Annotated in this window: 13 protein-coding genes; 5 read left to right on the top strand and 8 right to left on the bottom strand. The window is 68.9% G+C overall.

All coding sequences use genetic code 11. The features are described 5' to 3' along the window. Window positions 1-10: 10 nt before the first annotated feature. Together ACQPZQ_RS35400 and ACQPZQ_RS35395 are read right to left on the bottom strand one after the other, a co-directional pair. Window positions 11-1,831, bottom strand: coding sequence for an AMP-dependent synthetase/ligase (locus ACQPZQ_RS35400; RefSeq protein WP_433288199.1), 1,821 nt, complete (start codon window positions 1,829-1,831; stop codon window positions 11-13). Continuing rightward, complete coding sequence (locus ACQPZQ_RS35395; RefSeq protein ID WP_433288197.1) at window positions 1,831-2,625, bottom strand: enoyl-CoA hydratase/isomerase family protein; 795 nt, start codon at window positions 2,623-2,625, stop codon at window positions 1,831-1,833. The genes ACQPZQ_RS35400 and ACQPZQ_RS35395 overlap by 1 nt, the downstream gene beginning before the upstream one ends. A 163-nt stretch (window positions 2,626-2,788) precedes the next feature. On the opposite strand from ACQPZQ_RS35395, the gene ACQPZQ_RS35390 reads away from it, so the two are divergent. From ACQPZQ_RS35390 to ACQPZQ_RS35375, 4 genes are all read left to right on the top strand, one after another. After that, window positions 2,789-3,394 (top strand): TetR/AcrR family transcriptional regulator, encoded by a 606-nt coding sequence (locus ACQPZQ_RS35390; RefSeq protein WP_433288195.1) that lies wholly within the window; start codon window positions 2,789-2,791, stop codon window positions 3,392-3,394. 380 nt (window positions 3,395-3,774) lie between these two features. Further along, a complete protein-coding gene (hpt, locus tag ACQPZQ_RS35385) occupies window positions 3,775-4,344 on the top strand; it encodes a hypoxanthine phosphoribosyltransferase (protein ID WP_433288193.1) in 570 nt (189 codons plus the stop codon). A 55-nt stretch (window positions 4,345-4,399) separates the two neighbouring features. After that, window positions 4,400-6,040, top strand: coding sequence for a phytoene desaturase family protein (locus ACQPZQ_RS35380; RefSeq protein ID WP_433288191.1), 1,641 nt, complete (start codon window positions 4,400-4,402; stop codon window positions 6,038-6,040). 259 nt (window positions 6,041-6,299) lie between these two features. Then, window positions 6,300-7,223 (top strand): phosphotransferase, encoded by a 924-nt coding sequence (locus ACQPZQ_RS35375; RefSeq protein ID WP_433288189.1) that lies wholly within the window; start codon window positions 6,300-6,302, stop codon window positions 7,221-7,223. A 93-nt stretch (window positions 7,224-7,316) separates the two neighbouring features. On the opposite strand, the gene ACQPZQ_RS35370 is transcribed toward ACQPZQ_RS35375, so the two are convergent. Further along, window positions 7,317-8,285, bottom strand: a complete 969-nt coding sequence (locus ACQPZQ_RS35370; RefSeq protein WP_433288187.1) for a LysR family transcriptional regulator — start codon at window positions 8,283-8,285, stop codon at window positions 7,317-7,319. 128 nt (window positions 8,286-8,413) lie between these two features. Between ACQPZQ_RS35370 and ACQPZQ_RS35365 the strand changes: the two genes are divergently transcribed. Continuing rightward, window positions 8,414-9,640 (top strand): MFS transporter, encoded by a 1,227-nt coding sequence (locus ACQPZQ_RS35365; RefSeq protein WP_433288185.1) that lies wholly within the window; start codon window positions 8,414-8,416, stop codon window positions 9,638-9,640. A gap of 2 nt (window positions 9,641-9,642) precedes the next feature. On the opposite strand, the gene ACQPZQ_RS35360 is transcribed toward ACQPZQ_RS35365, so the two are convergent. The 5 genes from ACQPZQ_RS35360 to ACQPZQ_RS35340 all read right to left on the bottom strand — a co-directional run bounded on the left by ACQPZQ_RS35360 (window position 9,643) and on the right by ACQPZQ_RS35340 (window position 14,095). Continuing rightward, a complete protein-coding gene (locus tag ACQPZQ_RS35360) occupies window positions 9,643-11,178 on the bottom strand; it encodes a GMC family oxidoreductase (protein WP_433288183.1) in 1,536 nt (511 codons plus the stop codon). A gap of 121 nt (window positions 11,179-11,299) precedes the next feature. Continuing rightward, window positions 11,300-11,674, bottom strand: coding sequence for a Zn-ribbon domain-containing OB-fold protein (locus ACQPZQ_RS35355; RefSeq protein WP_433288181.1), 375 nt, complete (start codon window positions 11,672-11,674; stop codon window positions 11,300-11,302). Further along, entirely contained in the window at window positions 11,671-12,819 is a 1,149-nt protein-coding gene (locus ACQPZQ_RS35350) for a thiolase family protein (RefSeq protein ID WP_433288179.1), read from the bottom strand. Before ACQPZQ_RS35350 ends, ACQPZQ_RS35355 begins: the two co-directional genes overlap by 4 nt. Then, window positions 12,816-13,274 (bottom strand): MaoC/PaaZ C-terminal domain-containing protein, encoded by a 459-nt coding sequence (locus tag ACQPZQ_RS35345; RefSeq protein WP_433288177.1) that lies wholly within the window; start codon window positions 13,272-13,274, stop codon window positions 12,816-12,818. Before ACQPZQ_RS35345 ends, ACQPZQ_RS35350 begins: the two co-directional genes overlap by 4 nt. A gap of 14 nt (window positions 13,275-13,288) precedes the next feature. Beyond that, the gene (locus ACQPZQ_RS35340; RefSeq protein WP_433288175.1) at window positions 13,289-14,095 is read right to left on the bottom strand and encodes an IclR family transcriptional regulator; all 807 of its coding nucleotides are present in this window, start codon (window positions 14,093-14,095) and stop codon (window positions 13,289-13,291) included. Window positions 14,096-14,167 lie beyond the last annotated feature (72 nt).

The following is a 14,167-nucleotide window of genomic DNA, read 5'->3' as shown; positions in this document are numbered from 1 at the left end:
TGAGAGCTCTCTACCGGTCGCGCTGGGCGTACAGCGTAGCGAGATCGTCGGCGTGCCGGCGGTGGATCTCTGCTCGCCGGAGTTTGAACGTGGGGGTCAGCTCGCCCGATTCAACGGTCCACGTCGTTGCGAGCAACCGGAACCGCTTGATCTGTTCGGGTCGGGACAGGTGGCTGTTGGCCTCGTCCACGACGCGCTGGGCCTGTGCGAGCACGGCCGGATGATGGACGAGTTCGTCCGGGTCGGCACCGGAAATGCCCTGGTCCCGGGCGAACTCCAGCAGGTTTTCCGGTGTGGCGGTGAGCAGTGCGACGACGTACGGCCGTGCGTCACCGAAGGTGAGCACCTGGTCGATGAACGACTGCCCCGCCACCCGGAACTCGATCGCCGTCGGCGAGATGTTCTTGCCGGCCGCGGTGATGATGATGTCCTTCTTGCGGTCCGTGATGTGCAGGCGCCCGGCCTCGTCGACCCGGCCGATGTCGCCCGTGTGCAGCCGGCCCCCGGCGTCGAAGAGCTCGGCGTTCGCATCCGGCCGGTTGCGGTAGCCGGGGGTGTTGCCCGGTGAGCGCACCAGGATCTCGCCGTCGTCGGCGATGTGGATCTCGGCGCCCGGCAGCGGGAGGCCCACGGAGCCGCGGGAAGCGGTGCCTACGCGGTCGCAGACAACCACGCCGCTGGTCTCGGTGAGCCCGTATCCCTGGATGATCTCGACGCCGAGGGAGGCGAAGAAGCCCCGCACGTCGTCCCCGATCGGAGCCGCGCCGCTGGCGGGCACCAGCGTCCTGTCGAGCCCGAGCGCCGCCCGCACGTCTCGTAGCACTCCTTCGCGGGCCTCGGTGGCCTGCATGCGGAGAGCTGCGGGAACGGGTATGTCGTCGTAGCGCTGCGCCCACTCGCGTAGGAGTGTGTCGCGGTCGCGCGCGAGCTCGTCGCCCCGCGAGCTGAACGCGGGCGAGGCGAGGAGTCGTTCGGCGCCCTGGCGCAGCTTCTCCCACACGCGGGGAACGGCCATGAAGAAGCTCGGCCGGAACACACGGAGATACTCCGCGAGCCGCTCCGGGGCAGGGCAGCACAGCACGTGTCCGCCGGTCTGCAGCAGCAGGTAGATGCTCCACAGCCGTTCGGCGACGTGTGCGAGCGGCAGGTAGGAGATCCCCCGGTACTCGTAGTCGGTCAGGCCGGCTCGCTCGATGGCGCCGGCCATCCAGCGCATGCTGCCGTGGGTCAGCACCACGCCTTTGGACGGACCCGTGGTGCCGGATGTGTAGACGTAGGTGACGGGATCGTCGGCGCGGATGGCCGCCTGGCGGGCCCGCAGCGTTGCGTCGTGCTGCTCCCGGTGGCCTGCGTCGGCCGCTGTCAGCTCCTGCCAGTGGAGCTCGCCGTGCGTGGGCTCGCCGTCGGCGTCGAGCGTGACGAGGACCGGCCGGTTCTGCGCGACCCACGGAATCTCCGCGATCCGGGCGAGTGACGCAGGGCCGTCGACGACGATGATGCGCGGTTCCGCGTCGGAGGCGACGTGGGCCAGCTGCTCGGCGGACAGCGTGGGGTAGATGGTGACCGAAACGGCGCCGCAGTGTGCGGTGGCGAGGTCGGCGACCAGATGCTCGATCCGGTTGCCGGCCAGGATGGCCACGGTTTCGCGCGCCTGCAGGCCCAGGTCGAGAAACGCCGCCGCGGCGTCGAGGACGCACTGGTGGTAGTCCGCCCACGTCGTCGTGTGCAGCTCGCCGTCGCGGAGTTCGGAGACGGCAGGCGCCTGCGGACGCTGCCGCGCCTGCCGTTCCAGCAAGGCGCAGATCGACTGCGACGACGCGGTCTCGAGCATCAGCGGTTCTCGAAGACCAACTGGTTGTGGTTCGCCCGGAACTTCCGGGCGCCCTGTGAGAGAAGCTCGCCGACGGCGTGCTGCATGTCGTGGCTCTCGAACAACGGCGTCGCGGCGTCGAGCAGGTAGAGGTCGGCCTCCCGGGGCCCGTGCGCGAGCCCGTACCGGACGAGTCGCTTGGTGACCGCGTGCGCGGCCGTCGGTCCCTTCGCAAGGCGCTGTGCCCAGTCGAGCGCGTGTTCCCGCACCTCACCGTCGGGGACGACCCGGTTGATGATGTTCCAGCGCTCGAACGTGGCGGCGGTGTACTGCTCGGCCCCGAAGGTGATCTCCCGGGCACGCGCCGGTCCGCAGCGCTCTGCCAGCCGGTAGACCCCGCCGAGGAACGTCGTCGCCCCGATCATGGCTTCGACCTGGGCGAAACGGGCCGACTCCTCGGCAACGATCAGGTCGCAGGCGAGCGCGAGTTCCAGCCCGGCGGCCAGGCACAGGCCGTGCACCGCCGCGATGACCGGGAACGGGGCGTCCTCGATAGCGGCGATCAGTGGCATGGACCTGCCGATCAGTTCGCGCGCGCCGCTGATCGTGCGGGACCGGAACATGGAAACGTCTGCGCCACCGGAGAATACGGCGCCGTCGGCCTGGAGAATCAGTGCACGCTTGCCCTCGTCGGAGGCGCGCTCGACGTCGGCCAGGAGGTGATCGGACAACTCCTCGTCGAACAGGCTCGCTGGTGGGCTGCTCATCGTCACGACCGCGACGGCGTCCACGGCCTGATAGTCGGTGTGGCCCATTTACACCTTTCCTTCGGATATTTGCGCTGGTCACGGCCTCATATTGAGCGTTAGACTAAATCGTCTAGACCAGGTCGTCAAGGAATTGTGGAAGGTTATGGGCGCGTCAACGAACAGTTAGAATGGACGGAAAGGACCTTTTCCATAAGAGGACGCAGACGACATGAGCACGCAGCAGAGCGAGCCGTTGCCGCACAAGGAGCGGCTGCTTCGGCAAGGCCTGAAGTACTTCTACGACCGTGGCTTCCACGGCACCACGGTCGATGCGATCCTCGAGGCGTCGGGAGTGCCGAAGGGCTCCTTCTATCACCACTTCGGGTCGAAAGAGGAATTTGCCCGAGCCGTCCTGACTCGCTACACGGACTTCCAGCTCGCCCTGCTCGACCGCTGGGCGAGCGAGCCGGATCTCTCCGCGACCGAACGGCTCGGCCGATACGTCGACGAACTGGTGGAGCTCTTCGTGCGGTCCGGCTACCGGCGGGCTTGCCTCGTGGGGAAGCTCTCCACCGAGGTCGCCGTCGGCTCCGACGCCTTCCGCGAGCAGATCGGCGCCTCCTTGCTCGCCTGGCGGGAGCGCCTGGCTGCCCTCCTCGCGCAGGGGCAGGAGCGCGGCGACGTCCGTGCCGACCGCGCGGCAGAGGATTTGGCGAACGCAATACTCGCCCTCATCCAGGGCACCTTCGTCCTGTGCATCGCCACGCGCGACGAGGAGGCGCTGAAAGCGGTCCGATCGACGATTCATCTCGTGGCTGCGCGCCCGGCGGACTAGCTCCAGCATGGTTCGTGGTGGGAGGGCTCCCGGGAGCTTCCTTCTGGTGCCGTGGCCTGAATGGAACACCTTCTGTGCGCTTCCGGAATGCGCACGCTCTGTCCGGCTTCACGCCGGGCAGGCGAGCGCATGTTGTTGCGGCATTCCTCGCAGGCGGCTAGCGTGCTGCTGGATGCGGCGAAACCCGGGGGGCTCGCAATCCTCAGGTTTATCCGGCGCTGGTCGCCATCTTTCGGGTCCGCCCACACTCAGCATCGTGAGTGGCGCTCGGGCGAGGCTAGGGCCTGCTGGTCGTCGACCATGCACGACGTGACGTTCATCCCTGAATTGACGGGATCGGGGAAGAATCTTGCTGTTATACGCAGACGGGACGATACGGCGTGTATGACGCAGAGTTGGTTCGTGTGCTCCTCACGGAGCAACAGATCCGCAACAAGATCGATGAGCTGGCCGAGCAGCTCAGCGGGGATTTCCGAGAGCGCTGCCGGGATAGCGCCGATGCCCTCGTGCTGGTCGGGGTGCTGAAGGGCAGCATCATGTTCCTGGCGGATCTCGCCCGCGCGCTGTCGATCCCGGCGCAGTTGGAGTTCCTGACACTGAGCTCGTACGGGTCGGCCGCCGTGTCCTCGGGCAAGGTGCGGCTGGTCAACGATCTGGAGACGGATCTCAGGCGCCGGCACGTACTGATCGTCGAGGACGTCATCGACTCCGGCCTCACCCTGGCCTGGTTGCTGCAACACCTCGAGGTGCGCAAGCCTGCCTCCCTCGAGGTGTGTGCCCTCCTGCGCAAGCAAACCACACAGAAAGCCGACGTTCCGGTGCGCTATGTCGGGTTCGACATCCCGAATGAGTTCGTGGTCGGCTACGGAATCGACTTCGCCGAGCGCTACCGCGACCTGCCCTTCATCGCGACCTTGGAAACTGACGCTGAGCCCTGTACGCCTCGCTGAGGGTGTGATGGGCTGGCGAGACTTCGCCGGATGACGAGACGCACAGGAGAACCGCGTGGACGAGTGTGATGTGGTGGTCATCGGTGCCGGCCATCAAGGCCTGGTCGCTGCCACCGTGCTCGCCGACGCGGGATTGTCCGTGGTGGTGGTCGAGGCCAACCCCACGGTGGGCGGGGCGGTACAGAGTGACGAGGTGACGCTGCCCGGATACGTCCACGATCTCTATGCCACGAATATGAACCTGTTCCTCGGATCGCCGTTCTTCGCGAAGTACGGTGCCGAGCTGGGCAACCAGGGGTTGCGGTTCGCGAGGTCCGCTCATCCGTACGCATCGGCCTTCCCCGACGGTGCGAATCTTCGCGTCACATGCGACCAGGACACCACTCTCGCGATGTGGCAGGAACACTCCCCGGCGGATGCGGCCGGGTGGGGGCGCCTTCGCGAACTGTTCGAGGCTTTTGCTGCCGCCTACCTACCGATCTACACCAGCCCTCAGCCGTCGTGGGTCGCCATGAAGTCCGTGCGCGAGGTGTGGCGCCATCGGAAGAGCATCTCGCCGGGCGATCTTGCGGCAACGCTCCTCTCCTCGACGCGAGCGCTCGGCGACCGATACTTCTCGACGCCCGAGGCTAAGTCGTTGGCGGCTGCCTGGGGCATGCATCTGGACTACGCGCCCGACATCGCCGGTGGTGCCGTCTTTCCCTTGCTGGAGATGTTCGCCGACATGCTGGGGGGCATGTCGCTGGTGGAAGGCGGTGCCGGGCGGCTTCCGGAGGCGATGGCCGCACTGGTGAAAGCTCGCGGCGGCACCGTTCTCACCGGCGCGCGGGTGGCCCGCGTCGACGTCGACGGGAGCGGTGCACGCGGTGTGACCCTCGCCGACGGGCAGCGGATCAGTGCGCGGCACGGGGTCGTCTCGACCGTCGTGCTGCCTCGTCTCGTGCAGGATCTCCTCGCCGACACCGCGCTCCCCAACGGAATGGCGGCGGCCGCGCGAAATTATCGATTCGGGCCGGCCACCTTCATGTTGCACCTGGCTCTCGACGGCCGCATTCCGTGGCGGGATCCGCGGTTGTCCGATTTCGCCTACGTCCATGTCGGCTCGTACGTCGACGACATGGCGCGGACGTATCAGCAGGCGCTCGCACACCAGTTGCCCGAGGCCCCGTTGCTGGTGGTCGGCCAGACCAGCGTCGTCGATCCCACCAGGGTTCAACGGGCGGGACAGCACGTGGTGTGGATCCAGGTTCGCATGGTGCCGGCACAGATCACGGGCGACGCAGGCGGCCGGATCAGCGGAACACACTGGCCGGACGTGCGCGACGCCTACGCCGATCGCGTGATCGACATTCTCGAGGCGCACGCCCCGGGTCTCACGGGGCAGGTGCGCGCTCGGGCGATCTCTTCTCCTGACGACCTGGAGCGGGCGAACAGCAATCTCGCCGGCGGCGACTCGATCTCCGGCAGCCACCATCTCGATCAGTTCCTGATGTTGCGCCCCAGCCTGGGGCTCAGTCGTTATCGCACGCCGATACCCCGTCTTTTCCTGGCCGGCGTAGGAACCTGGCCGGGCGGCGGCGTCAACGCCATCTCCGGCCAACTGGCCGCCGAGACATTGCTGCGGACGTTGCGACGGCGCCGGTTTCCTCAGATCCGGCCGGGCCCGGGACCGTCCTCGTCCGTCCATCCGGGATGATCGGGCTGGCCTTGAGCAGGCAGAACTCGTTGCCGATATCGGCCGACTGTTAGCCCCGGCTCTTCATGAGTGAGCGGCGGTGTGGGTGACCCCGAAAGAAGAAAGTGCCCCGTGGCCAGGTATGACAGGGCTCGGTGCCGACGTCGCGGATCGCACCGCTGAGCGGGGAGTTGTCGCAGGTCCACGAGCTGGCGCATCGATCGCACGTCGGAACGGTCGCGAAGCTTTGCCGTGGTCGAACCCAGTATGGTTTCTCCGCGTGACCAAGATCGAGACCGAGATCACCGCCGGTCTCATCCGCGACCTGCTGCGGGACCAGCACCCGGACCTGGCCGAGCTGCCCCTCCGCGAGGTGGAGGGCGGCTGGGGCAACCAGATGTGGCGCCTCGGCGACGATCTGGCCGTGCGGATCCAGCGCATGGACACCGACCCCGATCATCAGCTCAAGGAGCGCCGGTGGCTGCCGCTGCTCGCCCCACGCCTGCCGCTGCCGATCCCCGTCCCGGTGCGGGGTGGTGCACCCTCCGAGCGTTTCCCCAAGATGTGGACGATCATGACGTGGGTGCCGGGCCTGCCGCTGGACCACGGGTCGATCACCCGCGGCGAGCACGCGGCCGACACCCTGGCGGCGTTCCTCCGGGCGCTGCATGTGGCAGCGCCCGCCGACGCACCGGTTGATACAGGCCGTGGCGCGCACCCCAAGGACTGCACGGACGGCTTCGACCAGTTCTTCGACGCCGTCGACGCTGACGCGATCGGCTCCGACGCCGCCGCCGTCCGGGCCGTCTGGGACGACGCCGTCGCGGCCTCCGCGTGGGAGGGTCCGCCGGTTTGGGTGCACGGCGACCTCCATCCCGCGAACGTCGTCGTCGCGGACGGGACGCTGGCGGGCGTCGTCGACTTCGGCGACCTGTTCGTCGGCGACCCGGCGTCGGACCTGGCGGCCGCCTGGGTGCTGCTGCCGGCGGGCGCGGCCGCACGCTTCTTCGCCGCGTACGCGGAGGCTGACGAGGCGGCGGTCCGGCGCGCCCGCGGGCTGGCCGCGCTGAAGAGCCTCTTCCTGATGCTGATGGGCCAGAACGGGGACCGCGGCGTGCCCGGCGGCAAGCCGGCGTGGGGTCCGGCGGGACGGGCGGCGCTCGACCGGGTCCTGAGCGAGCGTCTGACCCGATTCCACGAGTAGATCGGCGGCATTCGCACTCCCGCACGCCCGGACCCGGAAACGCACAGCAGCCCGCCCGAGAAGATCAACTATCACGGTCGTGAATCATCGGGGTCAGTGGCGGGCGTGCGCGATGTCGCCGGCGCGGCGGCGTGGTGTCGTTGCCCATGACGGGAGCCAGGCCGTCTCGGGGAGCGGTGTCAGGCCGGCGAAGTGGTTGATGATCGCCCGAAGTGCCGGATGCGGATTCGTTCTGGGGAACATGAGGGAGAGTGGGTAGGCGAGCGTCGGGTTCACGATCGGGATGCGGCGTAGGTCGTAGTTCGTCGGCCAGATGTACCGGTCGCGCGCGCCGACGAGGGTGGCCACGTCGGCGGAGTCCGCGAGCTCGTCGATGAGTACCTCGGTGCCGAAGTTGGGGCCTGCCGCGTCGATGCGGAGGTCGAAGGCGGTGGCGAGCTGATCGTAGAACTCTGCCCATTCGCTTCGGGGCGCGATACCCGGCACCCAGATCCGAAGCTTGCGCAGCTGGGGTGGTGTCAGTGTTCGTGCGGAGGCGAGCGGATGCCTGGGGCCGACGAGGAGTTCCAGCGGGGAGTCGAAGGCGTGGATCATCTGCACGTCGCGCGGCAGCGTGGCCGGCTCGGTGACGGCGCGGAACGAGGCGTCGACGTCGCCTGTCCGGACGGCGGTGGCCGCCACGTGAGGGTCGTTGACCCTGAGGGTCACGACGTCGAGGTCGGTGCCCGGATGCGACCGCCAGTAGTCGTGCAGAACGACGGCCTGCGCGCTTCGGAGGCCGAGAACGTCGATCCGAAGGGCCCGTGAGCCCGGCCTGACCGCGGTGACGGCGCGATCAACACCCGCGACGATGCTCCGTGCGTGTGGGAGGAACGCCTGGCCGTCGAGCGTCAGTTCGACCCCTCGTGCGGTCCGGGTGAACAGGCGGACCTCCAGTTCGCGCTCCAGGGCGGCGATCCGCTTCGAGACCGCCTGCTGTGTCACGCCCGACTCGTCGGCAGCGTGTTGCAGCTGTCCGAACTCGGCCGCCCGGACGAACGATCGCACTGCCTCGGTATCCACTGATCCAGCTTATGGTCGCCCAACCAATCGTTGTGACTCGCCGAAAGGCGGTTGTTTGATCTCGCTCTCGTGTAGCCGATGTGATCAAGGGGTCCAAACATCGGTTGTACCGGAGGAGTCATGTGCGCGTGAAACTCGGGTCCGGGTTCGGCTGGCTGTGGTCGGCCTACGCCGTCAGCACGTACGGCACGTGGATCGCCTTCGGAGCGTTCCCGCTCATCGCTGTTCGAGTGCTGCACTCGTCGGCATTCGAGGTTTCGCTTCTGGAGGCAGCCGGGCTTGCCGTCGCGGCGGTCGTTGCGGTCCCGCTCGGGCCGTGGGTCGAGCAGCGGTCCAAGCGGCCGGTGATGATCGCGATGGACCTGGTCCGGTTTCTGGCAATGGCGAGCGTCCCGGTCGCGTACCTCCTGGGCTTGCTGTCCTACGGCCAGCTGCTGGTGGTCTCGGTCGTCTCCGGAGCGGCAAGCATCGCCTTCACCGCTGCGTCCGGCGCGTACCTGAAACACCTCGTCCGCAGCGATCACCTCCTCACCGCGAACGCGAGATTCGAGGGCACGAACTGGGTGGCGACCGCGGCCGGACCGCCCCTCGGCGGCGCGCTCATCGGGCTGCTCGGCCCGGTCGTCACCATTACGGCCGACTCCCTCAGCTACCTGCTGTCCGCACTCGGGGTCGGCCGCATCCGCGGAGGCGACGTCGCAGCACCTCGCGACCCGGCCACCAGGAGGCGGGGAGCCGACCTTCTCCGTGGCTGGCGCTTCATCCTCCACGACCGCGCACTACGGTGCCTGTTCCTCAACTCGATCCTGGTCAGCGGCCTGATCATGGCCACCGTCCCGCTCCTGGCCGTCCTCCTGCTGGGCGCCTACCACGTCCCGGCCTGGCAGTACGGTCTTGCCTTCGGCATCCCGGCGCTCGGCGGCTTCGTGGGCGCCCGCGTCTCCGCACGCCTCGTGAAGCGGTACGGCCGGCACCGGGTCATGACCGTCTCCGGCTGGCTGCGATCGCTCTTCCCGCTCGGTCTCGCGTTCATCCATCCCGGCATCACGGGGCTCCTCACCGTGATCGTCGTCGAGGCCCTGCTGATCACCTGCATGGGCATCTTCAACCCGATCTACGCCGCGGAACGCCTGCAACGGACTCCCGCGGATCACGCCGCCCAAGTCCTCACCGCATGGAGTGTCAGCAGCAAACTCGTGCAGGCCACTCTCATGGTGATCTGGGGCATCCTCGCCACCCTCACCAGCCCCCTCGCCGCGATCACCATCTCCGGCGTTCTCCTGCTCGCCACCCCGCTCTTGTTGCCCGGACGGACACACTCGTCGGACCCCGGTGTCAGCAACGCCGTGGCCTAGAACTAGGCCGCTCCGCGGTCCCGGATCAGCGCCGCGGCGCGCTCGCCGATCGCCAGCACCGTGGCGTTGGGGTTGGCTCCGACCAGGTCCGGCATGACCGAGGCGTCGGCGACGCGCAGGTGTGTGATGCCCCGGACACGGAGTTCGGTGTCGACCACTCCCTGGTCGTCGTCGCCGATCCGGCAGGTACCTGCGGGATGGGCCCCGCTGTGCACGGACTCCCGCAGGTATTCGCGTAACCGGGGTTGATCCTGGATGTCCGGGCCCGGCCGGAGTTCCTCCTTGCTCCAGCCGGCGAGGGCCCGGGTGCCGGCGATCTCCCGGGCCATCTGCAGCCCGGCCAGCAGCACCGCCACGTCCCGGTCGTCGGTGAGGAGGCCGGGATCGATCCGGGGTGCGACGGCGGGGTCGGCCGAGGCCAGCGTCACCGTTCCGCGACTGTGTGGGCGAGCGGCGGCGACGGCGACGGCGTACCCGTCGACCGGAACGGTCGCGGGATAGAACGGGCGGTCGAAGAAGAAGATCTGGACGTCCGGTGCGTCGAGTGTCCGGGTGGTGCGGAGCAGGGCGCCCAGAACCCGATGGACCTCCGTGCCGGAGGCCACCGGCCCGGCAGCCGACCGGATCACGCGGGTCATCGGATGGTCCTGCAGGTTCCGGCCGACCCCGGGGAGGTCGGCAATGACGTCGATCCCGTGGCGGCGGAGGTCGTCGGCCGGTCCGATACCCGACACCATCAGCAGGTGCGGAGACCCGATCGCTCCGGCGCACAGCACCACTTCCCGGGTGGCGTCGATCCGCCGCCGCGCACCGTCGAGGACGTACTCCACGCCCCGGCACCGACCGTCGGAGATCACCAGTCCGCGGACCTCAGCGCCTGCCATGACCGTGAGGTTCGGCCGGTCCGCGAGGACAGGGCGGATGTAGGCGTCGGCCGCGGACTGCCGGTGCCCGTCCACGATGTTCTGCTCGATCCAGCCCGCGCCGTCCTGATCGGCGCCGTTGAGGTCGTCCGAGACCGGGAGGCCGAGTTCGGCCAGGGCCTCGAATGCGGCGTTCTCGAACGGCGCGACGTCCTCGGCGCCCGTCACGATCATGGGGCCGCCGGTGCCCCTGTACCGCTCGTCGCGGCCGACCGCGTGCTCGCTCCGGCAGAAATAGGGGAGCAGATCCTCGTATCCCCAGCCCGTCGCGCCCGCAGCGGACCAGCCGTCGTAGTTGGCCCGGTGCCCGCGCAGATGCATCATCCCGTTGATGCTGCTCGTCCCGCCCAGCACCCGGCCTCGCGGATAGTTCAGGTCCCTTCCGGTCAACGCGGTCTGCGGTTCGGTGATGTACGCCCAGTCGACCGACGTACCCAGCAGCGTGGGCCAGGTCCACGGCACGGACATCGCCTCCGGACCGTCGGCCGCCCCTGCTTCCAGCAGCACGACTCTCACGTCCGGGTCCTCGGAGAGTCGTGCAGCGACCACACATCCGGCAGTGCCTGCGCCCACGACGAGATAATCAGCGGTGTCGGAATCGCTGTAGATGTCCACGATCGCCCTTTCGCTCGCTCTGTAGCGAATTCGAGGATACGGCGGCGCGTCCACCGGCGGAATCGAGGAAACAAGCTGTATCACGAATTGTGAATTCGCCCGACATGTAGTACGGCGCCGATTACGTGGGCGACTCCGCCGAGTCGACCGCGACGAAATGTGGAACCTCGTTCGTGAAGCCGGCGCGTACCCGGTCGCCGACCGCCAGTGTGGGTGCGCAGCGCCCCATCGCGCGGACCTGCTCGTCGAGATCGACGAGGCAGATCCCGAACGGTGTGGGCGGATGCTCCGCTCCTCGGGGTGCCCGATGGACGACGGTGATGGCGGTGACGGTGCCGACCCCGTCGCTGGGGAGGCGGTCGATCGTGTCGTGTCCGCAGGTCGGGCAACGGTCCCGGGGCAGGTAGCCTCGTCGGCCGCATCGCCGGCACCGGCTGTAGAGAATCCGGGGGATGCCCCGCGTCCAGTCGGCGTCCGGGCTGGGCTCGGTCCTCACGCTGCCTCCACCACGATGCTGACGTGCGCCGACATCACTCCGCCGTCGGCGTGTGCGAGCGCGGTCCGGGGCGGGCGGGGTACCTGCCGCGCTCCGGCGGCCCCGCGCAGCTGCGTCACCACCTCGGCCAGGTGCGCCATCCCGCCGCCGACCCCGCAATGTCCGTAGGACAGCAGGCCGCCGTGCGTGTTGAGCGGAAGCCGGCCGGTGCGATCGAAGCTGCCACGGGCGGCGTCGGCGCCACTGGTGCCCGGGGCGGAGAAACCGATCTCTTCGAGGAGCATCGCGAGGGTGATCGTGAAGCTGTCGTAGATGCCTGCGATGTCGACGTCGTCGAGATCGCGACCCGCCCGCCTCAACGCCGCGCGCGCGGCGCGGCGGGCTCCCAGGTCGGAGAAGTCGGCTTCGCAGATGTGTTGATGGCGATGTCCCTCTCCGATCCCGGTGATGCGCACCGCCCGTCCGCCCCGGGGCTCCGCGCTGACGAGGAACGCGGCCCCGCCGTCGGAGACGGGGCAGCAGTCCAGGAGCCGGAGGGGTTCGGCGATCATGCGCGACTGCTCGACGTCGGCGACGGTGACGGGTGCGCGCAGGTGGGCGCCCTCGGTCGGGCCGGCGTGGGTTCGCATCTGCACGGCCAGCGGCGCGAGGTCGGCCGGGGTGAGGCTGTGCTGGGCGAGGTGGTGTGACGCCAGGAGCGCGTAGTAGGCGGGGACGGTCGCCCCGAGCGGGACCTCGTACCTGCGGTGCCCGACCTGGGCCAGCGTCCTGGTCGAGACGTCGCCGCTCTGCCCGCTCGCGCGGTCCTCTCCCGCCGCGACGAGCACGGTAGTCGCGTCGCCTGCCCGGATCAGCCGTGCCGCAGCGGCCACCATCGCGAGCCCTGTTGCACCGCCTGCGCTCATTCCGAACGCTGCGTCGGGCCGGGCACCGATCTGCTCGGCGAGCAGATCGGCGGGCATCAGATGGCCATGGGTTGTCGCGTAGCCGCAGATCACGGCATCGACCTCGGTCGCGAGAACCTGCGCGTCGTCGAGGGCTGCCAGTGCCGCGCGAGCCTGCCACTCGAGGGCAGTGGGACCGGGCTGCCGTCCGAACGGGGTCAGTCCCACCCCGCTGAGCCACGGGCCACCGTTGCCGGTCATCGGGCTGCGGGTTCCGGACGCACCTTCACCATGACGTCCATCCGACCCTCCTGTGTCACGTCGCCGTGCTGGTTGACCAGCGAGAACCGGCGTCCCACGACACCGGCGTCGCCCCGGCTGGTCAACCGGGTGTCGAGGATCGTGACCCGCGCGTGCACGGTGTCGCCGATCCTCACCGGCGCGCGGAAACGCCAGCCGTCGATCCCGAGAAGCGCGACGGCGCTCCCCTCGAACGCGCCCGTCCGGGAGATGAGGCCCAGGCAGAGGGACAGGCCGAGCGCGCCGTGCGCGATGCGTTCCCCGAATCGGCCCGCGGCTGCCGCCACGGCGTCGGTGTGGACGGGGTTGTAGTCGCCGGTCCAGGCCGCGAAGGACACGATGTCGGCCTCGGTCACGGTACGAGCGGGGGACACCAGTTCCTGCCCTGTCGTGAAGTCCTCGAAATACAGGGGCATGTCTCCTCCTGGGGTCAGCTCGCCTCGCGGGGGCGGCCGGTCGAGGGCCGGGGGTGCGCAGCGGCCTCGGCCGTGCACTGCGCGGCGATACGCCGCATGTGCCGGCAGACGTCGCGACGCTCCTCGTCGTCGAGTGCTGCCAGCACACCGAGCGCCACGAGCACGCCGGCGAGTTCGTGCCTGGCGTTCACCACCGGGCAGGACACGGCGTAGATGCCGGCGACGTACTCACCCGTGGACTCGAGGATCTCGCCGCGGCGCAGCGCGTCGACCTGCTCGAGGTATCTGGTGGGGTCGGTCGTGGTTGCTGCCGTCATCTGCGCCAGTCCGGGGGCGAGCAACCGCTCGCGCTCCTCGTCGTCGGCGAAGGCCACGACCCACTTGCCGTAGGAGACCGATGTGATCGGGAACCGATTCCCCACGGAGACGCTCACCCCGGCGGCAGACGGCGGCTCGACCTTGGCCATGTACATCATCCGGTTGTCGCCTGCGCGTTGGACGAATGCTGCGGTGAGGCCGGTGTGCCGCGAGATCGCTGCGAGCAGCGGGCGCACCCGGTGGAGCACGTCCAGCCCTTCCTCGGCCCGCACCCCGATCACGACCGCGTACTCGCCGAGCCGGTAGCGGCGGGTCTCGTCGTCGTAGGAGAGCAGGTCGTGCCCTTGCAGGGTGCGCAGGACACGCAGGCAGGTCGTCTTGGAGACGTCCAACTCGGCGGCGATCTCGGAGAGCGTGCTCTCACGGGTGCGGTAGCGGCTGAGCAGCTTGAGCACCCTGGCGGTGAGGTCCGCCCCGGGCGAGTGATAGCCGGCTCGTGCCATATATGAAACGCCGTTCCTTTGGCTCACTGTCAGCGGACTATGGCAAGGGCGATCTCAACCTGTCAAAGGTCT

The organism is Pseudonocardia sp. CA-142604 (genome assembly GCF_050948475.1).
Taxonomy (GTDB): domain Bacteria; phylum Actinomycetota; class Actinomycetes; order Mycobacteriales; family Pseudonocardiaceae; genus Pseudonocardia; species Pseudonocardia alaniniphila.
The sequence above is the reverse complement of the archived record's forward strand: the minus strand, read 5'-3'. Positions and strand labels throughout refer to the sequence as shown.